23 protein-coding genes are annotated in these 23,168 nt (G+C 45.3%); 15 read left to right on the top strand and 8 right to left on the bottom strand.

Features of this window, described 5'->3' with window-relative positions; translation table 11 throughout:
• Positions 1–8: 8 nt before the first annotated feature.
• The 11 genes from gspD (at position 9) to ACOSVQ_RS18920 (ending at position 10,410) form a co-directional block, all read left to right on the top strand.
• The gene (gene gspD / locus ACOSVQ_RS18970; RefSeq protein WP_491983999.1) at positions 9–2,051 is read left to right on the top strand and encodes a type II secretion system secretin GspD; all 2,043 of its coding nucleotides are present in this window, start codon (positions 9–11) and stop codon (positions 2,049–2,051) included.
• Entirely contained in the window at positions 2,048–3,544 is a 1,497-nt protein-coding gene (gspE, locus tag ACOSVQ_RS18965) for a type II secretion system ATPase GspE (protein WP_491983998.1), read from the top strand. Before gspD ends, gspE begins: the two co-directional genes overlap by 4 nt.
• Positions 3,544–4,764: a type II secretion system inner membrane protein GspF gene (gene gspF / locus ACOSVQ_RS18960; RefSeq protein ID WP_491983996.1), complete on the top strand. Its 1,221-nt coding sequence runs from the start codon at positions 3,544–3,546 to the stop codon at positions 4,762–4,764. The genes gspE and gspF overlap by 1 nt, the downstream gene beginning before the upstream one ends.
• A 79-nt stretch (positions 4,765–4,843) precedes the next feature.
• On the top strand, positions 4,844–5,287 hold the full coding sequence (gene gspG / locus ACOSVQ_RS18955) for a type II secretion system major pseudopilin GspG (RefSeq protein WP_491983995.1): 444 nt from the start codon (positions 4,844–4,846) through the stop codon (positions 5,285–5,287).
• A 45-nt stretch (positions 5,288–5,332) separates the two neighbouring features.
• A complete protein-coding gene (gspH, locus tag ACOSVQ_RS18950) occupies positions 5,333–5,902 on the top strand; it encodes a type II secretion system minor pseudopilin GspH (RefSeq protein ID WP_491983994.1) in 570 nt (189 codons plus the stop codon).
• Entirely contained in the window at positions 5,889–6,242 is a 354-nt protein-coding gene (gspI, locus tag ACOSVQ_RS18945; protein ID WP_491983993.1) for a type II secretion system minor pseudopilin GspI, read from the top strand. Before gspH ends, gspI begins: the two co-directional genes overlap by 14 nt.
• Positions 6,229–6,897 (top strand): type II secretion system minor pseudopilin GspJ, encoded by a 669-nt coding sequence (gspJ, locus tag ACOSVQ_RS18940; RefSeq protein ID WP_491983992.1) that lies wholly within the window; start codon positions 6,229–6,231, stop codon positions 6,895–6,897. Before gspI ends, gspJ begins: the two co-directional genes overlap by 14 nt.
• A complete protein-coding gene (gene gspK, locus ACOSVQ_RS18935; protein ID WP_491983991.1) occupies positions 6,887–7,951 on the top strand; it encodes a type II secretion system minor pseudopilin GspK in 1,065 nt (354 codons plus the stop codon). The genes gspJ and gspK overlap by 11 nt, the downstream gene beginning before the upstream one ends.
• Positions 7,920–9,131: a type II secretion system protein GspL gene (gene gspL, locus ACOSVQ_RS18930; RefSeq protein ID WP_491983990.1), complete on the top strand. Its 1,212-nt coding sequence runs from the start codon at positions 7,920–7,922 to the stop codon at positions 9,129–9,131. The genes gspK and gspL overlap by 32 nt, the downstream gene beginning before the upstream one ends.
• Positions 9,132–9,140: 9 nt before the next feature.
• The gene (locus ACOSVQ_RS18925; protein ID WP_491983988.1) at positions 9,141–9,647 is read left to right on the top strand and encodes a type II secretion system protein M; all 507 of its coding nucleotides are present in this window, start codon (positions 9,141–9,143) and stop codon (positions 9,645–9,647) included.
• Between the two features lie 4 nt (positions 9,648–9,651).
• A complete protein-coding gene (locus tag ACOSVQ_RS18920) occupies positions 9,652–10,410 on the top strand; it encodes a type II secretion system protein N (RefSeq protein ID WP_491983986.1) in 759 nt (252 codons plus the stop codon).
• A 94-nt stretch (positions 10,411–10,504) separates the two neighbouring features.
• Here the strand turns inward: ACOSVQ_RS18920 and cysQ are convergent, their stop codons facing one another.
• From cysQ to ACOSVQ_RS18900, 4 genes are all read right to left on the bottom strand, one after another.
• Positions 10,505–11,326, bottom strand: a complete 822-nt coding sequence (gene cysQ / locus ACOSVQ_RS18915) for a 3'(2'),5'-bisphosphate nucleotidase CysQ (protein WP_491983985.1) — start codon at positions 11,324–11,326, stop codon at positions 10,505–10,507.
• Positions 11,327–11,352: 26 nt separating this feature from the next.
• The gene (gene nudE / locus ACOSVQ_RS18910) at positions 11,353–11,895 is read right to left on the bottom strand and encodes an ADP compounds hydrolase NudE (protein WP_491983984.1); all 543 of its coding nucleotides are present in this window, start codon (positions 11,893–11,895) and stop codon (positions 11,353–11,355) included.
• 161 nt (positions 11,896–12,056) lie between these two features.
• Entirely contained in the window at positions 12,057–12,650 is a 594-nt protein-coding gene (gene nfuA / locus ACOSVQ_RS18905) for a Fe-S biogenesis protein NfuA (RefSeq protein WP_491983983.1), read from the bottom strand.
• A 91-nt stretch (positions 12,651–12,741) separates the two neighbouring features.
• Positions 12,742–13,491 carry a ComF family protein gene (locus ACOSVQ_RS18900; protein WP_491983982.1) on the bottom strand — a complete coding sequence of 250 codons (750 nt, stop codon included), beginning with the start codon at positions 13,489–13,491 and terminating at the stop codon, positions 12,742–12,744.
• Positions 13,492–13,575: 84 nt separating this feature from the next.
• On the opposite strand from ACOSVQ_RS18900, the gene bioH reads away from it, so the two are divergent.
• Complete coding sequence (bioH, locus tag ACOSVQ_RS18895; protein ID WP_491984019.1) at positions 13,576–14,343, top strand: pimeloyl-ACP methyl ester esterase BioH; 768 nt, start codon at positions 13,576–13,578, stop codon at positions 14,341–14,343.
• 141 nt (positions 14,344–14,484) lie between these two features.
• On the top strand, positions 14,485–14,955 hold the full coding sequence (locus ACOSVQ_RS18890) for an ATP-dependent Lon protease (protein ID WP_491983981.1): 471 nt from the start codon (positions 14,485–14,487) through the stop codon (positions 14,953–14,955).
• Positions 14,956–15,073: 118 nt separating this feature from the next.
• Here the strand turns inward: ACOSVQ_RS18890 and ACOSVQ_RS18885 are convergent, their stop codons facing one another.
• Together ACOSVQ_RS18885 and greB are read right to left on the bottom strand one after the other, a co-directional pair.
• Positions 15,074–17,413, bottom strand: a complete 2,340-nt coding sequence (locus ACOSVQ_RS18885) for a Tex family protein (protein WP_491983979.1) — start codon at positions 17,411–17,413, stop codon at positions 15,074–15,076.
• A 100-nt stretch (positions 17,414–17,513) separates the two neighbouring features.
• Complete coding sequence (gene greB / locus ACOSVQ_RS18880) at positions 17,514–17,990, bottom strand: transcription elongation factor GreB (RefSeq protein WP_042484864.1); 477 nt, start codon at positions 17,988–17,990, stop codon at positions 17,514–17,516.
• Between the two features lie 151 nt (positions 17,991–18,141).
• Between greB and ompR the strand changes: the two genes are divergently transcribed.
• The gene (gene ompR, locus ACOSVQ_RS18875; RefSeq protein WP_042484867.1) at positions 18,142–18,861 is read left to right on the top strand and encodes an osmolarity response regulator transcription factor OmpR; all 720 of its coding nucleotides are present in this window, start codon (positions 18,142–18,144) and stop codon (positions 18,859–18,861) included.
• Between the two features lie 210 nt (positions 18,862–19,071).
• A complete protein-coding gene (envZ, locus tag ACOSVQ_RS18870) occupies positions 19,072–20,376 on the top strand; it encodes a two-component system sensor histidine kinase EnvZ (RefSeq protein ID WP_491983977.1) in 1,305 nt (434 codons plus the stop codon).
• A 51-nt stretch (positions 20,377–20,427) separates the two neighbouring features.
• Here the strand turns inward: envZ and ACOSVQ_RS18865 are convergent.
• Positions 20,428–21,659 (bottom strand): IS3 family transposase gene (locus ACOSVQ_RS18865; protein ID WP_491983975.1). Its coding sequence is split into 2 segments (ribosomal slippage): positions 20,428–21,308 and positions 21,308–21,659, totalling 1,233 coding nucleotides; the frame shifts between segments, so codons are not numbered across the junction.
• A gap of 100 nt (positions 21,660–21,759) precedes the next feature.
• Positions 21,760–23,166, bottom strand: a complete 1,407-nt coding sequence (locus tag ACOSVQ_RS18860) for a uracil-xanthine permease family protein (RefSeq protein WP_491983974.1) — start codon at positions 23,164–23,166, stop codon at positions 21,760–21,762.
• Positions 23,167–23,168 lie beyond the last annotated feature (2 nt).

Below are 23,168 nucleotides of genomic sequence, written 5' to 3'. Positions count from 1 at the left end.
GAGTATTTGTGAAGCATTGGCTTAAAAAAAGTGCGTGGCTGATAGCCAGCAGCTTATTAATTTCACCTGCAGTATTAGCCAGTGAATTTAGTGCGAGCTTTAAAGGCACGGACATTCAAGAGTTCGTCAATATCGTTGGCCGTAACCTTGAAAAAACCATCATCGTTGATCCGTCAGTGCGCGGAAAAATCGATGTACGCAGTTACGATACACTCAATGAAGAACAGTATTACAGCTTCTTTTTAAACGTCCTTGAAGTGTATGGTTTCGCCGTTATCGAAATGGACAACGGTGTATTGAAAGTCGTCAAAGCGAAAGATGCCAAAACATCGCCAGTACCTGTACTGGGTGATAATGACCGAGCTTCAGGCGACAGCGTAGTCACTCAGGTGGTTGCTGTTAAAAACGTATCGGTACGTGAGCTTTCGCCGCTTTTACGCCAACTAATTGATAACGCAGGTGCGGGTAACGTTGTTCACTATGATCCTGCCAACATTATTCTTATCACTGGGCGTGCTGCGGTGGTAAACCGTCTGGCGGATATCGTTCATCGTGTTGATCAAGCCGGCGATAAAGACATTGAAGTTGTTGAATTAAAAAATGCGTCAGCTGCGGAAATGGTTCGCATCGTTGAAGCGTTGAACAAAACTACAGATGCGAAAAACACGCCCGAATTTTTGCAGCCAAAACTGGTGGCGGACGATCGCACCAATGCCATTCTTATTTCAGGCGACCCTAAAGTTCGTCAACGTCTAAAAAGTCTGATTAAAAAGCTCGATGTGGAGATGGCGACGAAAGGCAATAACCGTGTGGTTTACCTTAAGTATGCAAAAGCAGAAGAGCTGGTGGATGTTCTGAAAGGTGTATCAGACAACCTACAAGCAAAGGATCAGCAAGGCGGACAGAAAACGACAAGTTCAAAAAATAACGAAGTGATGATTTCTGCCCACAAAGGAACAAACTCACTCGTTATTACTGCACCTCAAGACATTATGAATGCCATGCTGGACGTGATATCTCAGTTGGATATTCGTCGTGCGCAGGTACTGATAGAAGCCTTGATTGTTGAAATGTCGGAAGGCGACGGTATGAACCTTGGTGTTCAGTGGGGCTCATTAGAAAGTGGTTCTGTAATCCAATACGGCAATACCGGAGCTTCAATTGGTCAGGTTATGGTTGGTTTAGAAGAAGCAAAAGACCAAACCACAACGGAATACTATTATGACTCTGCGGGTAACCGTCATCCCTATGATTCAACCGAATCTGGTGATTACAGCACCTTAGCTTCGGCATTGTCGGGTATCAATGGTGCAGCGGTAAGTATCATGATGGGTGACTGGACTGCGCTTTTAAGTGCGGTATCGACGGACTCTAACTCCAACATTCTTTCATCACCAAGTATTACGGTAATGGATAACGGTGAAGCCTCTTTTATTGTTGGTGAAGAAGTGCCAGTCATTACAGGTTCGGCGGCGAGTTCAAATAATGAGAATCCATTCCAGACCGTTGATCGTAAAGAAGTGGGTATCAAACTGAAAGTCGTACCGCAGATTAACGAAGGTGATTCGGTTCAACTGAAAATTGAGCAAGAAGTGTCGAACGTATTGGGTGCAAATGGCGCAGTTGACGTGCGCTTCGCTAAGCGTCAGCTGAATACGTCTGTAATGGTACAAGATGGTCAAATGCTGGTGTTAGGTGGTTTGATTGATGAGCGAGCGCTCGAAAGTGAATCCAAAGTGCCACTGCTAGGCGATATTCCTCTTCTTGGCTATCTGTTTAAATCAACCAGTACTCAGGTAGAGAAGAAAAACCTGATGGTGTTTATCAAACCAACCATTATCCGCGACGGTATGACGGCGGATGGCGTCACTCAACGTAAATACAATTACATCCGTGCAGAACAGCTGTTTAAAGCCGAAGAAGGTTTGAAGCTCATGGATGATAACAATATTCCAGTATTGCCTAAATTCGGAGAAGAACGACGCCATCCAGCAGAGATTCAAGCGTTTCTTGATCAAATTAATGCTGGTCAGATGGAAGCCAAACAATGACAGAAGTTGTGTCATCGATTATCCGACGATTGCCGTTTAGTTTTGCCAATAGATTCAAGTTGGTTTTAGAGTGGAATAAAACTCAAACTTCCGCTGCAGTTTATTACGTTCCTCCTATTTCGATGGTCGCGCTAGCGGAAGTTAAGCGTGTGGTGCGAGGTCGTTTTCAATTGGTGGAACTGAGTGCCAGTGAGTTTGAAAGCAAGCTAACGCAGGTCTATCAAAGAGACTCTTCAGAGGCTCGTCAATTGATGGAAGATATTGGCGCTGACAACGATGATTTTTTCTCATTGGCAGAAGAGCTTCCGCAAAGTGAAGATTTGCTTGAATCAGACGATGACGCACCTATCATCAAACTTATTAACGCTATGCTCGGTGAAGCGATTAAAGAAGGCGCTTCAGATATTCATATCGAAACCTTCGAAAAGTCATTGTCGATTCGTTTCCGTGTCGATGGTGTATTGCGTGACGTATTAAGTCCGAGCCGTAAGCTCGCGCCTTTGTTGGTTTCGCGCGTGAAGGTTATGGCGAAGCTAGATATCGCTGAAAAGCGCGTTCCTCAAGACGGTCGTATATCTTTGCGTATCGGCGGTAGAGCGGTTGATGTTCGTGTTTCTACTATGCCTTCTTCACATGGTGAGCGTGTAGTGATGCGTTTGTTGGATAAGAACGCAACTCGCCTTGATTTACTCAGCTTGGGTATGACACAAACAATCCAAGAGAGCTTTCGAAAGCTGATTGAGCGGCCTCATGGCATCTTACTGGTTACGGGACCTACTGGTTCTGGTAAATCGACGACGTTGTATGCAGGTTTACAGGAGATTAACTGTAATGAGCGCAATATTCTAACCGTTGAAGACCCGATAGAGTTTGATATTGATGGCATTGGTCAAACGCAAGTAAACCCTAGAGTGGATATGACTTTCGCTAGAGGCTTAAGAGCGATTTTACGTCAAGACCCTGATGTAGTGATGGTTGGGGAAATTCGTGATTTAGAAACGGCGCAAATTGCGGTTCAAGCGTCTTTAACTGGTCACTTAGTGATGTCTACTCTGCATACCAATACTGCGATAGGGGCTATCACACGTTTACGTGATATGGGTATTGAACCATTCCTGCTTTCTTCCTCACTGCTCGGTGTACTGGCGCAACGATTAGTTCGTACCTTGTGCCCTGATTGTAAAGAAGCTTATGAAGCTGAAGATTCTCAGAAAAAACTATTTGGGGTGAAGAAAAAATCTCAACTGACGCTCTATCGTGCAACAGGCTGCCCGCATTGTAATTACAAAGGGTATCGCGGCAGAACCGGTATTCATGAATTGTTGCTGGTCGACGAAAAGGTTCAGGCTTTGATCCACGACGAGGCTGGTGAGCAATCAATCGAGAAACAGGTTCGCGACCACACCCCAAGTATTCGTCAAGATGGTCTTGAGAAAGTGCTGCAAGGTATCACGTCACTGGAAGAAGTGATGCGAGTAACCAAGGAATCCTGATGGCGGCATTTGAATATAAAGCACTGGATGAGAGAGGGCGAAGCAAAGCTGGAGTTATTGAGGGAGATAGTCCTCGTCAGGTACGCCAGCGGTTGAAAGAGCAGAATTTGGTGCCGATTGAAGTCGTAGAAACCAAAGCGAAATCACAGCAGTCTCGCTCTACCTCTTTCAGTTTTAAAAAAGGCATAAGTACGCCGGATCTAGCTCTCATTACACGTCAGCTTTCCACATTGGTTCAGTCTGGAATGCCATTAGATGAGTGTCTTACTGCGGTATCTGAACAGGCAGAGAAAACACATATTCGCAATATGTTGTTAGCCGTTCGTTCCAAAGTCACGGAAGGTCATACATTGGCGGACAGTTTTGGCGACTACCCACATATATTTGATGATTTATTTCGCTCGATGGTTTCAGCTGGAGAGAAGTCGGGACATTTGGACTCAGTTCTAGAACGTTTAGCTGACTACGCTGAAAATCGTCAAAAATTGCAGTCTAAATTACTGCAATCGATGATTTATCCGATTGTACTAGTGGTGTTTGCGGTTGGTATTGTCGCGTTCTTGCTTGCGGCCGTAGTGCCAAAGATTGTTGGGCAGTTTGTACAGATGAACCAACAGTTACCACTTTCCACACAGTTTTTACTTTCTGCGAGTGAATTTGTTCAAAGCTGGGGATTACACGTATTGGCAGGCATTGTCGTTGTTGTCTACTTAGTCAAGTGGGCACTGAAAAAGCCGGACATACGTTTAAATTGGGATAGAAAACTGATGGCTTGGCCGGTGATCGGCAAGATTACACGCGGTTTAAATGCTTCTCGATTTTCACGTACTTTGTCGATTTGTGCTTCAAGTGCGATTCCTATTTTGGATGGTATGAGAATCGCGGTGGACGTAATGTCTAATCATTACGCTAAACAACAAGTGCAGCTCGCTGCTGAAAAAGTACGTGAGGGGATCAGCCTTCGTAAGGCATTAACAGAAACCAAATTATTTCCGCCAATGATGTTGCACATGATTGCCAGTGGCGAACAGAGTGGCGAATTAGAAAGTATGCTGACCCGAGCTGCGGACAACCAAGACACTCAATTTGAATCCACAGTGAACATCGCATTAGGCATATTTACGCCGGTATTGATTGCTGTGATGGCCGGGATGGTGTTGTTTATTGTTATGTCAACACTGATGCCAATTTTGGAAATGAACAATTTGATGACGAGATAACACTCTCTTGGCTTTCTGGTAATTGGAGAGTGTTATTTTTAGCAAATAGAAGAACAACGAATTTGCGAACGGAGCAAAAATGAACAAACGTAATACATCTCAGGCTGGCTTTACTCTTTTAGAGATTATGGTGGTTATTGTCATTCTAGGTATTCTGGCAAGCCTTGTTGTACCAAATTTAATGGGCAATAAAGAGAAGGCCGATCAGCAAAAAGCGATTACCGATATTGTGGCATTAGAGAATGCTCTGGATATGTACAAGCTAGATAACAGTGTCTACCCAACCACAGATCAAGGCCTAGAGGCATTAGTTACCAAACCATCGAATCCAGAGCCTCGTAATTACCGCGACGGTGGTTATATTCGTCGTTTACCAAAAGACGCTTGGGGTAACGATTACCAATATTTAAGCCCTGGTGATAATGGTGCGGTTGATATTTTCTCGCTTGGTGCTGATGGTCAGGAAGGCGGAGAAGGTGCAAACGCCGATATTGGTAACTGGAATATTCAGAATTTTCAATAAAACCGATAACTAAGGACAGGGGGCGCTTGCCCCCGCTTTTCTTTCATGAAGCAATCTCGCGGCTTTACATTGCTGGAAATTTTATTGGTGTTAGCGCTGATTGCGGTTAGTACCGTGGCGGTTATTGCTACATTTCCAGTTTCGCAAAAAGATGAAGCCAAACTGGCTGCGCAAAGTCTGTTTCAGAGAATTCAGCTAATCAATGAGGACGCCATTTTAAGCGGTCGTGATTTCGGATTGCGAGTCGATGAGAAGAAAGGAGAGTTCTTATTTCTCACACTAACTTCTGATGGCTGGAAAGAGCTAGAAAAGCGTCAATTTGCTTCTGAGATGAAGCTTCCTTCTGAGCTCGCGGTCAATTTCCAACTAGGTGGCACAGTTTGGGCGAAGGATGATCGCTTGTTTGAGCCGGGAACTTTGTTTGACCAAGACATGTTTGCCGAGAAAAAGCAGCTGCAACCACCACAGATTTTCATCTTATCCAGTGGTGAGGTGACACCCTTTGTTTTAAGTATTTATCCAAAGCAACAGAACATTGAAAGTTGGCGCATTGTGGTTGAAGAGAATGGTCAAATACGTCTGTTGGCACCGGGAGAGCAAAATGAAAAAGCATAATGGCTTTACCTTGCTTGAGGTGTTAGTGGCACTAGCCATTTTTGCCACTGCTGCGGTAAGTGTGATTCGCGCAGTGAGCCAGCACATCAACACGGTTCAGTATTTGGAAGAAAAGACGTTTGCTTCCATGGTGATAGACAACCAAATGGCATTAGTGATGCTTGAGCCGAGTGAACTGCGTGCGAAAAAAGGCACTGAATCGCTGGCAGGAAGAACTTGGTACTGGAAAGTGACGCCTATTGATACTTCGAGCGGTTATCTGCGTGCATTTGATATTAGTGTCGCAATTGATGATAAGAGCAGCCCTATTACCACGGTAAGAAGCTATGTTTCGAAATAGACGGTCACAAAACAGACAGGTGACGAACAAAGTTTCTCAACAAGGCTTCACGTTGATTGAAGTGCTAGTGGCTATCGCTATTTTTGCCAGTTTGAGTGTCGGTGCTTACCAAGTTTTGAATCAGGTGCAGCGTAGTAATGAACTTTCACAAAAAAGAACAACGCGTTTGAATGAGATCAATCGCGCCATAGTGTTAATGGATGCGGATTTTAGACAAATTGCTGCCCGCCAGTTTCGTACCGAAGGTGGTGAACCCAGTAACCAGTTTTTGATTTGGCAAGATGAGCTTCTAGGGTCAGAGCAAAAAGCAATTGTCTTTACCCGTTTGGGTTGGCATAACCCACAGCAGCAGTTTCCTCGAGGGGAGATCATCAAAGTTGCTTATCGACTAAAAGATGGTGCTTTAGAAAAAGTCTGGTGGCGTTATCCAGATACCTCGACGGGGCAAGAAGCAATTATCACTCCAGTACTAAACCAAGTGGATAGTTGGAGCATGCGATTCTACTTCGAAGGTAAATGGAGCGACACTTGGGAGCAGGAGATGGTGTTACCAAATGCCATCGCAGTGAAATTGACATTAAAAGATTACGGAGAGATTGAACGTATCTATTTAGTTGCTGGTGGTGTTGTTCAGGGGGTCGAAGATGCTTCGTAACTCTGTAAGGCAAAGCCGCATCATACAAAGTGGTTCGCTTGGACATAGACGCTCTCAACGTGGCGTCGCACTGATTGTTGTATTGTTACTGCTGGTTATCATGGTTTCCATCGCGGCAACTATGTCAGAGCGATTGTTTACTCAATTTCAGCGCGCGAGTCATCAGGTGAACTACCAGCAAGCTTATTGGTACGGTGTGGGCGCAGAAAGTTTGGCGAGTGTTGCGATTGAACAAAGTTATAAAGACAGTGACACCATCAATTTGAGTCAGGCTTGGGCTATAGAGGAGCAGACATATCCTCTCGACTATGGTCAATTACGCGGGCGAATCTATGATAAACAAGCCTGCTTTAATCTGAATGTGCTTAGTACCATCGAATCGAGTTCGGGCAGTAACAGTAAGCCATATCTGCTTAGAGTCTGGCAGACATTGTTGGACGAGCTAGAGATAGAAAACTATCAAGCAGAAGTAATTGCTGATTCGACGCGAGAATTTATTGATAGTGATGACCGAGTACAAAGTACTTACGGTGTAGAAGACAGCTATTATGAGTCCATGTCACCAGCTTACATGGCAGCTAACAGCTTGCTTGCCGATACCAGCGAACTACGCGCCGTTCAGCAAGTGACTGGCGATGTGATGCTGAAAGTGGCGCATTATGTGTGTGCGTTGCCAACAGATGACTGGCGCCTAAATGTGAATACTCTGGCTCCTGAAAATGCGGCACTGTTGGCGGCTATGTTTAGCCCAAATTTGTCTGAATCGAATGCGAAAGCGGTATTGGAAAATAGACCGTTTGACGGATGGGGCAGTGTTGATGCGTTTTTAGCAGAAGCGCAAATTGCTGCGACGGGTGACAGCCTTATCGATCAGGTAAAAGGCTATTTGGCAGTCGATAGTCAGTATTTTGAATTAGATGCACAAGTTTTAGTGGATGAGGCGCGCGTTAGAATTCGCAGCCTTTTTTATAGTGAAAATCGAGAAACTGCAACGGTAGTTCGCCGTCGCTTTGGAGGAATCAGTGAGCGAGTTTCTGACCGTTCGACTGAGTAGTCAAAAAGAAGCCATTATCCCTTGGTTGGTATGGTCTTCGATACAACAAGAAGTGATTGCGAGTGGAGAAATTTCAGGTTGGGAACAACTTGAACAGCTTCGCTCATACGCTGAACAGCGTTCAACCATCGTTCTGGTATCCGCCAGTGATGTGGTCTTGAACCAAGTAGAAATTCCAGCGGGTGCGAATCGTAAAATTGAGTCTATGCTACCTTACTTGGTGGAAGACGAAGTCGCTCAAGATGTGGATGATATGCATTTTAGTATCATTCAAAAGTCAGGGAATAAAGTTGAAGTCGCGGGGATTGACCGTGAATTTCTGCAATCATGTCTTGATGCTCTTTCTTCTGTAGGTGTGGTTGTTAAGCGTGTAATCCCTGATGTTCTCTGTGTGCCTGTTCAACAAGGTTTAACTGCGGTGCAATTAGGGCATGAGTGGTTGATTCGTAAAGGGGAATCACAGGGAATTTCTGTCGATGTTGACTGGTTAGAGCTGTTTAGTCGATCCGACTGGGTTAAAGAGGAGGATAACTTTTTACCTCTCACAGCCTTTACCCCACTACCAGAGTTGAGTCTTGCTGAAGGTCAAGATTGGCAGTTCACACCTTCCGCTCTAGTGATGCAATTGCTAACTGAACAAGCTTTGCTAAATAAAGTTAATTTGCTCACTGGTAGCTTCAGAGTGAAGTCATCCTCTTTGAAATACTGGCGTATTTGGCGCAAAGCAGCGTATGCGGCGGTGTTTTTTATTGTGGTTCTTATTAGCTACAACCTTTTGCAAACTCAGCGTTTTGAGCTGCAAGCACAAAGCTATCGCTCTGAAAGTGAACGTATATTTCGCACTGTGTTTCCTGACCGAGAAAAAATCCCAACCGTTAGCTATCTGAAACGTGTGATGAATGATGAACTGAATGCGCTGCAAGGTGGTCGCGGTAAAGGTTCGATATTGGAGTGGATGACTCAATTGCCCACCACATTGGGCAGCATTCAGGGTATGGATTTGCAAAGTATTAAATTCGATAGCAATCGCGCTGAAGTTCGCTTGGAAACGACCAGCAAAGACTTCCAAAGCTTTGAGCAAGCAAGAGTTAAGCTGGCTGAGCAGTTTATGGTTGAACAGGGGCAAGTGAACAAAAATGGCGATGTGGTCGCGGGTTCATTTGTTTTGAAGCGTAAGTAGGTATTGGTAATGAATGAGCAAATAGCGAATAAATTAGTGATGCCATTTCAACGCTGGTGGCAGAGTATCAATCAACGAGAGAAAGTGATGGTTTCCGTCTGTTCACTCGTGATTGTGGTTGCAGTTGTATTTTGGGGTGTCATTCAGCCGCTCAATGAGCGAAGCGAACTGGCCAAAAACCGCATTCAAAGCGAAAAACAGCTGTTGAGTTGGGTAAGTGACAACGCAGAAAAAATCTCGACGTTACGTAAACAAGGTGGGGTGGTGAGAACCTCCACTCCACTGAATGAAGTTATCACCACGTCAACTCGTGAGTTCAAAATTGAGCTTATCCGCGTACAACCACGTGGAGAAATGATGCAGGTATGGGTACAACCATTGCCGTTTTCTCAACTGGTGGCTTGGATTGCTTATTTGAAAGAGCAACAAGGCGTCACTGTGGAATTCATGGATATCAAACGTGCTAAACAAACTGGTGTTGTTGAAGTACAACGTTTGCAGTTAAAACGAGGCTGATAAGTTGAAGAAAGTTGTAAGCTATGGCGTCGTATTTGCTGCGGTATTCATCACCAGTGCTTTGGTAAACCTCCCTGCTCAGTTTGTCATTCATCTGCTGCCATTACCTTCTCCGTTACAGGTGATTGGTGTTCAAGGGACGATTTGGCAAGGAAGTGTAGAGCAGGTACGTTGGCAAAATCGCAATTTTGGTGATGTGAACTGGCAGTTAAAACCTACTGCACTACTAAGTGCAAAAGTGGAAGCGGATGTGCGATTTGGACGCGGCAGTGAGTTGAGCTTGCGTGGTAAAGGGACGGTAGGTTACGGCCTTTCAGGCCTCTATGCTGAAAATACCATTGCCTCGATGCCAGCAGATGTAGCATTGGCACAAGCTCCACTTTCGTTGCCGATTGAAGCTCAAGGGCAATTGGATCTGTCTATCAACGAATATCGTTACCAAGCACCGTTTTGTTCAACGGCTCAAGGCTCACTGGCTTGGAGCTCTGCCAATGTGGAATCGCCACTGGGTCAGCTAGATATCAAACAAGCTATTGCCGACCTGCAATGCATTGATAGCGCAGTAACAGTGAAAGGTAAGCAAAACAGCGAGCAAGTGGGTAGCGAGTTTTCTGCTCAGTTGAATCCAGACCGTAGTTATCAGGCTGATGGCTGGTTTAAGCCGGGTTCTGAGTTTCCTGAATCATTAGCACAACAGCTTAAATGGTTACCTAAGCCTGATGCGCAAGGTCGTTATAACTATAAGCATCAAGGCCGCTTATAGCTAATTTATGCTGTGATGATTTAAGCTGCGCACGCTTTAAATAGTAAAAAGGCGAGAACTGAATTCTCGCCTTTTGCGTTTCCAATTCGCCCGACTAGCATTTCAGGATTTTATCCCAAGGGAGGTCAGCATCGCCTAATACGATGAAGTTCGGATTCTCCAAGGTTTCTCGCTCATTGTATGAAAGCGGCTCTAGAGCGGTATTAAGAATACGTCCGCCAGCTTCTTCGACAATGCACTGTGTCGCGGCTGTATCCCATTCTCCGGTTGGACCTAAGCGCAAATAGCAGTCCACTGCACCTTCTGCAACCAAACAGGCTTTTAGTGCGGCTGAGCCAAGAGGCACTAAATCGTAGTTCCAAGCGCTGCTAAGTTTACTGGTAATGCGGTTGATGTCCTGACGACGGCTAATTGCAATCGCTATCGACTGATTTGGCAGTTCATGGGTATGAGTTCGAATGCGCAGGCTCTCAGACATATCGGGAATCTTCCAAGCCCCTTTGCCTGCATATGCATAGTAAGTGACGCCAGAAACAGGACCATACACAACTCCCATTACTGGTTTGTTGTGTTCAACTAGGGCGATAATCGTCGCGAAATCACCGCTGCGAGCAATGAATTCCTGAGTACCATCGAGTGGGTCAACTAACCAGTATCTTTCCCACGTTTCTCGGGTTTGCAAACTGATGTCAGAATCTTCTTCAGAAAGAATTGGAATATCTGGCGTTAATTCGTTCAAACGCTCCATCACCAGCTTGTGCGCAGCAAGGTCTGCACTAGTTACTGGCGTTTCATCTTTTTTGGTAAACGCTTGGTAAGACTTTTTCTCATAAATATCGAGGATTAGCTGGCCTGCAGAGCGAGCAATCTCGATAACTTCTGGCAGTAGGTGAGAGAGATCTTTGGCTGTTGGCATAATCTTTCCTATAACTCTGACGGTAATTATTTTAGAAAGCGCAGAGTAAGCATTAGGGCCGTGATACTTCGAGCTTCACAGAAGTCTAAGTGTGCCAGCAGTTCTTCAGCTTGTGCTAAAGGCCAGCGCACCACTTGCAGAGGCTCGGGTTCATCACCTTCCAATTGTTCTGAGTATAGATCTTGTGCAATAAAGAGCGTCATTTTGCTGGAAAAATAAGAGGGAGCCAGTACCACTTCTTTCAGTGCGGTAAGCTTGTGCGCGCCCACACCTACCTCTTCTTTTAATTCGCGGTTCGCTGCTTGTTCCGCAGTCTCTCCCGGATCCATCAAACCTTTTGGAAAGCCCAACTCATATCGCTCTGTTCCGGCACAGTATTCGCGAACTAAAAGCAGATCTCCTTGTTCGGTTACAGGAACCATCATCACGGCGTTACGACCACTGGGTTTCATCCGTTCGTAAGTGCGTTGCTCTCCATTGGAAAAACGAAGATCGAGTGCTTCGATAGAAAATAGCTTTGATTTAGCCACTACACTCTTGGCAAGAATCTCCGGTAACTTGGATGACATTCACTTACTCCTTCACTGCATTAGTTTTCTTACTATATGAGAAAATGTCTCAACTTAAAATATCACTTTCATCGCTGACGGAAATAAAAGCTCTTGGAAAGAAAAATTACTGGAAATAAAAAAGCTGATGCTTGTGGCATCAGCTTTCTTGGATTGACTCATTAGTAGTATGAGTGGTCACCTCGGTCATGCTCGGTGGCATCGCGAACTGCGGTTAGCTCGCCTTCGAACTGAGCCAGTAGCTCTTTCTCAATACCTTCTTTCAAAGTGACATCTACCATTGAACAGCCGTTACAGCCGCCACCAAAGGCAACAATCGCAACGCCTGCATCAGTAATTTCAACTAGGCTAACGTGACCGCCGTGACCCGCAAGTTGTGGGTTTACTTGAGTTTGAATAGCGTACTCAACACGTTCAATCAGACTTGCGTCATCAGCCACTTTACGCATTTTCGCGTTTGGTGCTTTCAGCGTAAGTTGTGAACCCATTTTGTCGGTAACAAAATCAATCAGCGCATCTTCAAGGAAAGGTAGGCTTAGTTCGTCAACGTAAGCAGAGAACTCGGTAAATGGAATCTCAGTATCAGTAGCTTCAACTGCTTCTGGTGGGCAGTAAGAAACGCCACATTCTGCATTTTGTGTTCCTGGGTTTACGACAAAAACACGAATGTTTGTGCCTTCAGGCTGCTGTGAAAGCAGTTTTGCAAAGTGAGACTGAGCAGATTCAGTAATAGTTATAGTGTTAGTATTTGACACGACGAATACCTGAGTGCATTTGTAGGTTATTTGGTCACCATTCTACTCCTGTGATTGGAAGAATCCAGCCCTTTGTTTTTATGCTAGGGCTTCACTTGTCTTCTTCCGGCTCAGGAGTGCGGCATATGCAGTAAATATCAATCCTTTCGACGCCCACTTCAAGTAGCAAGTGACATAAATGCTGCACAGTGCTCCCTGTCGTGACGACATCGTCTACTATTGCAACATGATCGCAGTTTGGATGCCTGTTAAGGCGAAAAGCTTTGGCAAGATTGCGCTTACGTTGAGCTTTGCTTAAACCTTGCTGCGCCTTTGTATTCAATACTCTGGAAAACAGTTGTGATTGATAATGAACACCGAGAAACGCTGCCAAATGTTTAGCAAGAAGATCACTCTGATTGAATCCTCTACGCAGATATCGATGCCAGTGGAGAGGAACGCTAGTAATAACAAGTGCTGGGTCATGAATCGATTCAGATAGCTGTTTCGCTAGCGGTTTTGCTTGCCAGAACTGACGCTGATATTTGAGTTGGTGGATGCTATTGCTTAGTGGAAACTGATAGTCACCGACACAATGTAATTGATGCCAGATTGGTGGCTTGCTAAGACATTGACCACACATCTCAACGGGTGTCAGTGTTTTTAAACCGCAGCGTTGGCAGCGAGGCAATTTGGGATACCAAGCTTCGCATGCAGAGCAGACGCTAAAAGGTTGAACGTTATCTGATGGCAGCTTACAGATTGGGCACTGCGGCGTTATGCAATCTCGTATAGATAGACCATCTCGTATGAAGAAGCTGCGGCGTATAAAATTAGCTTTTTGAAACCAATCGGATAACATGTTTTTCGCCTTAAAAAGAAGGAATCAATACCATGTGCCTTCTGTAAAATGGATTGAATGAATTTAGTAGGAGAGTATGTGACTATGACTTCAGAGTTGTATTGGCAAGTCAGTGGCAGTGGACCTGATATCGTGTTAGTACACGGTTGGGGGATGAATGGTGCTGTTTGGCAGCAAACGGTTGATATCCTTAATACCCAGTTTCGTGTTCATGTGGTTGACCTGCCGGGATACGGACACAGCGCAAATTGCCATGCCGAAAACCTAGAAGAGATAGCACAAGCTTTGATTCTTAACGCACCAAAAAATGCGATTTGGATTGGATGGTCACTCGGCGGGCTCGTTGCAACGCATATGGCTTTGCATCATAACCAATACGTTAGCAAATTGGTGACGGTTGCCTCTTCACCGAAATTCGCTGCAGACAAACCGTGGCGGGGCATTCAACCCAATGTGCTTTCTGCTTTCACCGATCAGTTAGTGGAAGATTTCCAGCTGACGATTGAGCGTTTTATGGCTTTGCAGGCAATGGGTAGCCCTTCTGCAAGGCAAGATGTGAAAACCTTAAAGCAAGCTGTCTTATCGCGCCCAACGCCGAACCCTAAAGCTCTGTTGGCTGGGCTGAAAATGCTCGCTGACGTTGATTTACGTGAAGAGCTTCCTCATATTTCTGTGCCAATGTTGCGCTTATACGGTCGTTTAGACGGCTTAGTACCCATTAAGGTTGCTCACGATTTGCAGCAAGTCGTACCTGATAGCGAGCAGTATATTTTCACCGAATCTTCCCATGCGCCATTTATGACGGAACTGGACACCTTCTGTCAGCAGTTGATCACCTTTGCGCACAGTTAAAAACAAGCTAGCTATTTGATATGCATGTGTTTTCTTTTTGTGCTAAATATTTATAGGGATTGGTCGATAAATAAGCTAACCCGATAAGGCAAAAGGAAACTCTGTTTTATTGGGCTGGGCGATACTGAGGAGGTTTCGGCTATGATTGTGTCACCGACTAACGTTAGTGTGCCACTTATCGCCCCATCAGTGAACGTTCAGACGGAGCAGGCCGCGCGCGACAACAAAGTTCGTGAACCTGTTCTGCCGACCGTTGAGCTGGTTAGAACCAACTCGGAACGTAATGTAAAAGCTGATGATAAAAGGCGAAAGCGAGCTTCGTGGGATCCGTCAGAACATCCAGATTATGATGTGGTGACAGAACATGAAGCGCAATCCTCTTATCAAGAAGAAAGACACAGTGAGCTAGATAGACTATTCGAGCTATTAGCACTGTCGACATACAGTGAAGAGCAAGGTAAAGGCTATGCAATGCGGTTTCGTTTACCGAAACGTGTCATTGATGATGCGGTAACTGCTGGAAAGATGGCTCGCAGACGTAGTGTTATTAAGTACCATTATGGGCATGCTGTGGCGCCAAATATTCCGTCAGAAGTGATAGCGATATTATGAATGTCGTTATCTCGCAACACTCAAAATAAAATCCCCATGGCAAAAGCGATGGGGATTTTTATTTGTAGCGCTTAACTCGTTTGTTTCGAATTAGGCTCTTTGGGTTTAGCTACCAGTGTTAGCGTTTCGCTTTAGCAAAAGCGTCTGCAAAGGCGCTATTAAAGCCACCACCTTGAGATCCGTTTCCTTGCGAAGAACGGTTATTTCCACGTGGTTGATTCACTTTAGGTTGAGCGCTTCTTGGCTGAGCGTTGTCAGAACGTGCTGGACGGCTGTCTTGCCCCGGTTCATCGTTAAGACGCATGGAAAGCGCGATACGTTTACGCTGTACGTCTACTTCCATCACTTTGACTTTAACGATATCACCCGCTTTTACCACTTCACGTGGATCAGAAACATAGCGATCAGTCAGCGCCGAAATATGCACTAAGCCATCTTGGTGAACACCGATATCCACAAATGCACCAAAGTTAGCCACGTTAGAGACAACACCTTCTAGAATCATCCCCGGCTCAAGATCAGAAACCTCAGTAATACCGTCGGCAAAAGTCGCTGTTTTAAACTCAGGGCGAGGATCGCGTCCCGGTTTATCAAGCTCTTTGATGATGTCACTAACAGTTGGCACACCAAAGTTTTCATCGGTGTAATCTACCGCACGTAATGTGTTTAAGAATTCACTGTTGCCAATCAAGGTCTTAATATCTTGACTGTTTTTCTCTGCGATATTTTTCACCACAGGGTATGCTTCAGGGTGTACTGCGGATGCATCTAGCGGGTTTTTACCATTCATAATTCGCAGGAAGCCAGCACACTGCTCATAAGCTTTAGGTCCTAAACGCGCGACCTTCTTAAGATCAGTACGGGCATTGAAACGACCATTTTCATCACGGTAATCGACAATGTTCTGTGCCAACACAGTTGAAAGCCCAGCGACGCGGGTGAGTAGAGCTGGAGATGCGGTATTCACATCCACGCCTACTGCGTTTACACAGTCTTCTACAACCGCATCTAGGCGTTTTGCCAGTAGAGATTGGCTTACATCGTGCTGGTATTGACCCACACCGATAGATTTAGGGTCAATTTTCACCAGCTCTGCCAGTGGGTCTTGCAGGCGGCGGGCAATCGAGACTGCGCCACGCAAAGACACGTCCATATTCGGGAACTCTTTTGCTGCCAGTTCTGATGCTGAATAAACCGAAGCACCTGCTTCGCTGACCATGATTTTTTGCACTTTCAGACCATCACGTTTGATCATCTCTGCGGCAAAGGCATCGGTTTCACGAGAAGCGGTACCATTACCAATCGCAATCAAATCGACGTTATGTTTTTTCACTAATGCAGATACGGTCTGCATTGCTCGGTCATATTGGTTTTGTGGCTGATGTGGGTAGATGGTATCGGTAGCAAGAACTTTACCGGTTGAATCAACCACTGCAACTTTACAACCGGTACGCAAACCAGGGTCTAAACCTAAGGTTGCGCGAGGACCAGCAGGTGCTGCCATGAGAAGGTCTTTGAGGTTGGTTGCGAAGACATTGATAGCTTCAATCTCAGCGCTCTCTTTCATCGTGCCCATCAGTTCGGTTTCCATATGCATAGAAACCTTGATACGCCACGCCCAACTGATCACCTGTTTACGCCATGTGTCTGCTGGCGCTTGGCTCAAATGAATACCGTAATGCTCCGCAATAATGGTTTCACAGTGAGATTGACGCGCGGTTTCTTCAAGCTCTGGATCTGCATTTAGAGTCAGAGTTAAGAAACCTTCGTTACGTCCGCGAAGCATCGCAAGAGCGCGGTGAGACGGTACTTTGCTTACTGGTTCTTGGTGTGCAAAGTAGTCTTTGAATTTTTCACCTTCTTGCTCTTTCCCAGCAACGACGCGAGAGACCAGCTCTGCATTGCGAGTCAGATGACGGCGGATTTTCTCCAGCAAGTCTGCATCTTCAGCAATGCGTTCCATGATGATTGCGCGAGCTCCGTCCAGAGCTGCTTTGGTATCTTCGATGCCTTTATCTGCGGCAATATAGCGCGCAGCTTCAGATTCTGGTTCTGTCTGCGGTTCATTCCACAGCTTGTCAGCTAAAGGTTCTAAACCCGCTTCGATAGCGATTTGACCTTTAGTGCGACGTTTTGGTTTGTATGGAAGATAGAGGTCTTCAAGGCGGGTTTTGCTGTCTGTTTCTGAAATCGCTTTCTCTAATTCAGGCGTCAGTTTGCCTTGATCTTGAATCGATTTAAGAATGGTTTGACGGCGGTCTTCCAGTTCACGCAGATAGGATAAACGACTATCCAGTGTACGCAGTTGGGTGTCATCCAGACCACCAGTCACTTCCTTACGGTAACGAGCGATAAAAGGAACAGTGTTGCCATCATCAATTAGGTTGACGGCTGCGATGACTTGCTCTGAGCGAACGTTTAGCTCATTGGCAATCAATTGGCAGATAGCTTGGCTCATCCGTAGATCTCTTTAATTCATTGGTACTAATAGGGCTATATGGGGATGTGAAGCCGAAATTTCCAGTTTTGAGCATGCGCGGCTTCACTCTTTGAAAATATTAATCTTGGTAACGAATGGAGTTTACAAACCACTCTTTGGGACCTTCAGGCGTGTGAACAACAAATTCATCGTCCACCTCTTTTTTTAGCAGTGCACGAGCCATTGGTGAATCAATCGAGATATAACCTTTTGCATCGCCATAGATTTCGTCAGGTCCAACAATGCGAAATGCTTTTGAATCACCATTTTCGTTTTCAATTTCAACCCAAGCACCAAAGAACACTTTGCCTTCCTGCTGCGGTGAGTAATCTACCACTTTCACTTGCTCAAGACGTTTGCGAAGGTAGCGAACTCGGCGGTCTATTTCACGTAAGCGCTTCTTGTTGTACTGGTAGTCAGCGTTCTCACTGCGGTCACCTAGGCTGGCTGCCCAAGTCACTTTTTTTGTTACTTCAGGGCGTTCTTCACGCCATAATGTATCCAGTTCTTTTTTTAGACGATCAAAGCCTTCACGTGTAATAAGGTTTGTCTTCATGTTCCTGACTTATGGTAATTGCAACTGGCTGCTACATTAGCTAAAAAAGAAATAAACGTTAACAATTCTTTGAATTACTTTCGTCAGAACGGTGTTACATTTCACTATCCCAGAAATGTATGGGGTTGAATAACGAATAGGTAGGGCGTAAATGCAAGAAAACTTTAAAGTCTTAGTGGTCGATGACGATGCACGTCTGCGTGCGCTATTGGAACGTTACTTATCTGAGCAAGGCTTCCAAGTTAGAAGTGTTGCGAACAGTGAGCAAATGGACCGCCTATTAACTCGTGAAACCTTCCATATCATGGTGTTAGATTTGATGCTGCCTGGCGAAGATGGTCTATCTATCTGTCGTCGTCTGCGCAACTCAAATAATATGATTCCTATTTTGATGCTGACAGCAAAAGGCGATGAGATTGACCGTATCGTTGGCTTAGAAATTGGCGCGGATGATTACCTGACCAAGCCTTTCAACCCTCGTGAATTGCTAGCGCGCCTTAAAGCAGTATTACGTCGTCAGACTATTGAAGCTCCGGGAGCGCCAAGTTCTGAAGAGTCTTTGGTGGAGTTCGGTGAGTTCCGCCTGAACCTAGGTACTCGTGAAATGTTCCGTGGCGAAGAGCCAATGCCTTTGACGTCAGGTGAATTCGCTGTGCTGAAAGCGTTGGTGATGAACGCACGTGAACCGTTATCTCGCGATAAGTTGATGAACATGGCTCGTGGTCGTGAATACTCAGCAATGGAACGTTCAATCGACGTACAAATTTCTCGCTTACGTCGTATGCTGGAAGTTGATCCAAGCAAACCTCGCTATATTCAAACCGTGTGGGGCTTAGGTTATGTGTTCGTTCCTGACGGTAAATTAAACTAAGCGTAAATTTAACTTATGCGGTTTTATACACGCGTCGGCTGATGAAACTCAATGGCGCGTGTTACTTCTCTTCTCTACGTGCGCCTTATCTGTAATTTTCATTGACGGTAGACCTCTGTCTGCAACAATCAGTATATGACTTCTGGCTGTATATGCCTTTGGTCTGTCAAAGCCGTTTGAATAACTCGTCGATAAAAACATAGGCAAAATATGCGTATTCGTAGCTCGTTTACTCAATCCATCCTTCTCTTTTTAAGCCTGCTCATTGCCAGTCAGGTTTACTCGTATTACGCCGTGTTTAATTACGCGCTGATGCCGAGCTTAAAGCAGTTCAACAAAATCCTCAGTCACGAAATCAACTTGATGCTTGATGACACCGTTAATCAAGATATGGATGTTCCGATGGATGCTTTGTTGCGCCGCCGCGTTCTCGAACAGCTTGGTGTGACCATTCATACTGATGACAGCCCGATAGCCAGTGAGTTTGAACACGCTGTTAGCATTGATTTGATGAGTGAAGACATGAGTTTGGAGCTCGGTTCACCAACGGAAGTGCGTATGATGTCTGGCACTGAGAGTTACATCTTGTGGATGAAAATCGAGGCGTTGCCGGGACAACTACTTCGTATCCCGCTTTCTGAATTACGAGAGAAGGATTTTGCTCCTCTGTTTCGTAACAGCATCATCATGGCATTGATGATTGTTTTCGGCGGCTGGTTATTTATCCGCATGCAAAACCGACCTCTCATCACGCTAGAGAAAGTAGCGCAAGCTGTAGGGCGTGGCGAAGTACCTCCGCCATTGCCGGAGAGAGGTGCTTCGGAAATTCGCTCTGTGACACGTGCTTTTAACCAGATGTCAAAAGGCATCCAAGCGTTAGAAGAAGACAGAGCTCTATTGATGGCGGGTATCAGCCATGACCTTCGTACACCTCTTACCCGTATTCGATTGGCAACAGAGATGATGGCTCCGGAAGACAGTTATCTGGCAGAAGGAATCATCAGTGACACCGAAGAGTGTAATGAGATCATCAGCCAATTCATGGACTATTTGAAGCCAGTGAACAAGCAGACCTTCGAAAAGGTGAATGTGAATGATATCGCGCAGGATGTGGCAAGCTCTGAAGGCGGATATGAAGTACAAATCGAAGTGGAGCTGCACAAAGGCAAAGCAATTGCGTTTGGTAACCCTATTGCGATCAAACGTGCGGTCAGTAACTTAGTGGTGAATGCCGTTCGTTATGGTAATGGCTGGGTGCGAGTCAGCTCTGGTGTCACCGCGGATAACAGCATGGTTTGGATTTGTGTTGAAGACAATGGACCGGGCATTGAGCCGAGCCAAGTGAACAAGGTGTTTGAACCTTTTACTCGTGGTGATACTGCTCGCGGCAGTGAAGGTACTGGTTTGGGGCTTGCGATTGTGAAACGTATTATTAGCCAGCACAGCGGCTCTGTCATGGTTAGCAATCGTAGCGAAGGTGGTTTACGAGCGCAGATTAGTTTCCCGACCAAGTGATTGAATATCTAGCTAATCAATTGTCTAGTCCTAAAATAGGTTGACGCTTTTTTATGAAGCCAGTAGGTAATCCCTGCTGGCTTTTTCATGCACTTCACTCGGAGTTTTCATCCCCAAGCTCATGTGCGGCCTCAAGTCGTTATATATCGATATCGACTCTTTTACTAACACTCTGAGCTCCTTCATCGTATTGCATTGATAGAGTAGGAACTCACTCTTTAATATCCCGTTAACTCGCTCTGCAAGGGCGTTTTGATAGCAGTCATAACCGTCTGTCATTGATGGAACCATGCCGTTAGCATTTAACTTTTCTTGATATTCTGACGAACAATACTGTAGACCTCTGTCTGAGTGATGGATAGTGGCGGCATTTGTTCGTCGATTCGTGATTGTCATGTCTAACGCCTTTACAACATCACTCGCTTTCATTTCATTACTCAGTTCATAACCCAATATTTTTCGAGAGTAAGCGTCCGTAACTAACGAGAGATAATGCGTACCCTCATCTATTTTTACGTATGTGATGTCGCTGACAACAACTTCTTCTATATGCTTAACCTCTTTTTCTTTTAACAAGTTAGGATGTTTTCTTAACCAATGTCTGCTGTTCGTTGTCTTGGTGTAGTTCTTCCTTGGTTTGACTAACATATTCTCGTTTTTTAAATACTTGAATAGGCCGTCTCGTCCTAGTTTTATCCCTAGCCTCTCAAGCTGAGGCTTAATCAACAGGTATAGCTTGCGGGTACCGATTCGTGGCATGTACTGTCGCCAGTACATCACCATTTCTTTCACTGGCAAAAGCTCATCCACACGTGCTTCTAGACGCTGTTTCCATTGATACACGGCCTGTCGAGATAAATTGAACAGTTTGCATGCAGAAGCTAGCTTTACTTTTCCCTGCTCTTTGGCGAGCCAGAGCGTTCGGCTAAGTACTTTTTTTCCAAATCAATTCCGTAGTCATCTTTAAGAAGCTCAACCATATCGCCATAAATCATGTTTTTCATTTCGGCATTGGCGAGGGCTTTTTCAAGACGCTTAATCTTTTGGGCAGGTGTCTCTTTGGATTTAGACATCGGAGAGTGCTCTATTGGTTTCGACCAATCTAACTTACCATGCTTTCGGAGCCAAACAAGAACGGTACTACGACCCTGTATGCCATAGTGTTCTTGAGCCTGTTTGTATGTCATGTCGCCTTTTTCAACTTGGGCAACGACAGCCAATTTAAAGCCCATAGTGTAATCTCGCTGAGAGCGCTTTATTGTTGTATTACTTGATGAGTTCATTGATAAGTCTCCGAAGTGTCAACTTATCTCAGGACGGGACAAATTTTGGAATTAAAAAGGCTCGCATTGTGCGAGCCTTTTTCTTAAATCATCATAAGTACTATGAATCTAGAGCTTGTTCCAGTTCTTGCTCAGATTGCTCTTTTCTTACTGGTGCAGTTTCAGGTAACAGTAGGTTTAAAAGAATCGCTGTAATACCGCCAGCTGCAACACCTGTCGAGAAAATGCTTTTCACAAAGTCTGGCATAAATTGCAGGATTTCAGGTTTCTGTGCGATGCCCAGACCCATTGAAAATGACAGAGCCATGATAAGAATCGCGCGACGGTCTAAATCCACGCGAGCAATGATACGGATACCTGCTGCTGCGATAGTACCGAACATGACTATCGTCGCGCCGCCTAATACAGGCTCAGGGATTAGCTGAACAAAGCTTGCTACGCCTGGGAATAAGCCTAATAGCACGAGCATACCTGCGATGAAGTAACCCACGTAACGGCTAGCCACGCCAGTCAGTAGAATCACGCCGTTATTCTGGCTAAAGGTTGAGTTCGGGAAGCTGTTAAATACCGCCGCAAGCGCTGAGTTAACGCCATCTGCTAAAACCCCACCCTTGATACGCTTCATGTAAATCGGGCCTTTTACTGGCTCTCCTGACACTTCCGACGTCGCTGTGATATCACCGATAGCTTCCAAAGCGGTGATTAAGAAAATCAGTACTAGAGGAATGAACAGTGACCAGTCAAAGCTCAAGCCATATTGCATAGGTACAGGCAGCGCGATCAGCGATGTTTCACTCATTTTGCTGGTGTCGACCATGCCCATAAGATAAGCCATCGCAACACCCACAAGCATCGCAATAACAATTGAGGCAACACGAATATATGGGTTACGTGCACGGTTTAGCAAAATGATGATGGCAAGAACAGTTCCTGCGAGAGCCAGTTTATCAAGACTACCGAAACTACCGTCGCCCATTGCCGCGTAGCCACCACCCATAGAGACTAAACCAACTTGGATTAGAGTCAGACCGATCAGTGTAACGACAATTCCTGATACCAGCGGTGTGATTACACGTTGTGCAAATTCCAATACGCGAGAAAGCAGAATTTCAGCAAATGAAGCGACTAGAATAGTGCCAAAAATAGCCGCCATCATGGTTTGAATATCGGCGCCGCCAGCTTTTAGCGCAAGACCAGCACCAATGATTGGACCTAAGAAGTTAAAACTGGTGCCTTGAATCGATAACAAGCCTGAACCGATAGGGCCAATAGTTCGAATTTGAATAAATGAAGATACACCTGAAGCAAATAAAGACATGCTGATAATGGTGTTGGTTTCAGCTGCTGGAACGCCCAAACTTTGGCAAATAATCAGAGATGGCGTAATAACAGCAACGAACATAGCAAGCAGGTGCTGAAGTGCAGCAAAAAAAGTATGTGGCAAAGGCGGTCTGTCATTGAGTTGATAGACAAGATCGGACTTACGAGCCGCGTTTTCGGTTGTCATTT

It is taken from the genome of Vibrio sp. HM8-C (assembly GCF_058630515.1).
The sequence above is the reverse complement of the archived record's forward strand: the minus strand, read 5'-3'. Positions and strand labels throughout refer to the sequence as shown.

Bases quoted from the DNA above. Each gene is read 5' to 3' on its own strand.
- gspE (WP_491983998.1), top strand. From the start codon at position 2,048: ATGACAGAAGTTGTGTCATCGATTATCCGACGATTGCCGTTTAGTTTT.
- gspF (WP_491983996.1), top strand. From the start codon at position 3,544: ATGGCGGCATTTGAATATAAAGCACTGGATGAGAGAGGGCGAAGCAAA.
- gspG (WP_491983995.1), top strand. From the start codon at position 4,844: ATGAACAAACGTAATACATCTCAGGCTGGCTTTACTCTTTTAGAGATT.
- gspH (WP_491983994.1), top strand. From the start codon at position 5,333: ATGAAGCAATCTCGCGGCTTTACATTGCTGGAAATTTTATTGGTGTTA.
- gspI (WP_491983993.1), top strand. From the start codon at position 5,889: ATGAAAAAGCATAATGGCTTTACCTTGCTTGAGGTGTTAGTGGCACTA.
- gspJ (WP_491983992.1), top strand. From the start codon at position 6,229: ATGTTTCGAAATAGACGGTCACAAAACAGACAGGTGACGAACAAAGTT.
- gspK (WP_491983991.1), top strand. From the start codon at position 6,887: ATGCTTCGTAACTCTGTAAGGCAAAGCCGCATCATACAAAGTGGTTCG.
- ACOSVQ_RS18925 (WP_491983988.1), top strand. From the start codon at position 9,141: ATGAATGAGCAAATAGCGAATAAATTAGTGATGCCATTTCAACGCTGG.
- cysQ (WP_491983985.1), bottom strand. From the start codon at position 11,326: ATGCCAACAGCCAAAGATCTCTCTCACCTACTGCCAGAAGTTATCGAG.
- nudE (WP_491983984.1), bottom strand. From the start codon at position 11,895: ATGTCATCCAAGTTACCGGAGATTCTTGCCAAGAGTGTAGTGGCTAAA.
- ACOSVQ_RS18900 (WP_491983982.1), bottom strand. From the start codon at position 13,491: ATGTTATCCGATTGGTTTCAAAAAGCTAATTTTATACGCCGCAGCTTC.
- bioH (WP_491984019.1), top strand. From the start codon at position 13,576: ATGACTTCAGAGTTGTATTGGCAAGTCAGTGGCAGTGGACCTGATATC.
- ACOSVQ_RS18890 (WP_491983981.1), top strand. From the start codon at position 14,485: ATGATTGTGTCACCGACTAACGTTAGTGTGCCACTTATCGCCCCATCA.
- ACOSVQ_RS18885 (WP_491983979.1), bottom strand. From the start codon at position 17,413: ATGAGCCAAGCTATCTGCCAATTGATTGCCAATGAGCTAAACGTTCGC.
- greB (WP_042484864.1), bottom strand. From the start codon at position 17,990: ATGAAGACAAACCTTATTACACGTGAAGGCTTTGATCGTCTAAAAAAA.
- ompR (WP_042484867.1), top strand. From the start codon at position 18,142: ATGCAAGAAAACTTTAAAGTCTTAGTGGTCGATGACGATGCACGTCTG.
- envZ (WP_491983977.1), top strand. From the start codon at position 19,072: ATGCGTATTCGTAGCTCGTTTACTCAATCCATCCTTCTCTTTTTAAGC.
- ACOSVQ_RS18860 (WP_491983974.1), bottom strand. From the start codon at position 23,166: ATGACAACCGAAAACGCGGCTCGTAAGTCCGATCTTGTCTATCAACTC.